This window comes from Leifsonia sp. SIMBA_070 (assembly GCF_046534635.1).
In the GTDB taxonomy this organism is placed as follows: domain Bacteria; phylum Actinomycetota; class Actinomycetes; order Actinomycetales; family Microbacteriaceae; genus Leifsonia.
Genome location: NZ_JAWRYK010000147.1, coordinates 1 through 295 on the forward strand (window position 1 = coordinate 1; position 295 = coordinate 295).

Annotated in this window: 1 pseudogene; it reads left to right on the forward strand. The window is 24.7% G+C overall.

Annotated elements, in window-relative coordinates:
• Positions 1 to 132 (forward strand): annotated as a pseudogene (locus SB754_RS19785) (glycerol-3-phosphate cytidylyltransferase); the annotation flags it as partial.
• Positions 133 to 295 lie beyond the last annotated feature (163 nt).

Consider the following 295-nt stretch of genomic DNA (forward strand, 5'->3'; position numbering starts at 1 on the left):
GTATTTGTTATGGGTGATGATTGGGAAGGGAAATTTGATTTTTTAAAAGAATATTGCGAAGTGGTTTATTTACCAAGAACTGAAGATATATCAACTACTCAAATAAAAAGTGAACTTTCATTACAATCATAAGAAATAAAAAAGCTTTTATTTATAAATGTATTTGTTGTAATATGTGAATAGCAATAACGCATAATTAGTTATAAATAAAAATTAAAGAAGGTATAAGTTATGAAAAAGAAAATTTTATTTTGGATTTTAGGTATAATAGGTTTTCTAGTTGTTGCAGGAGGAG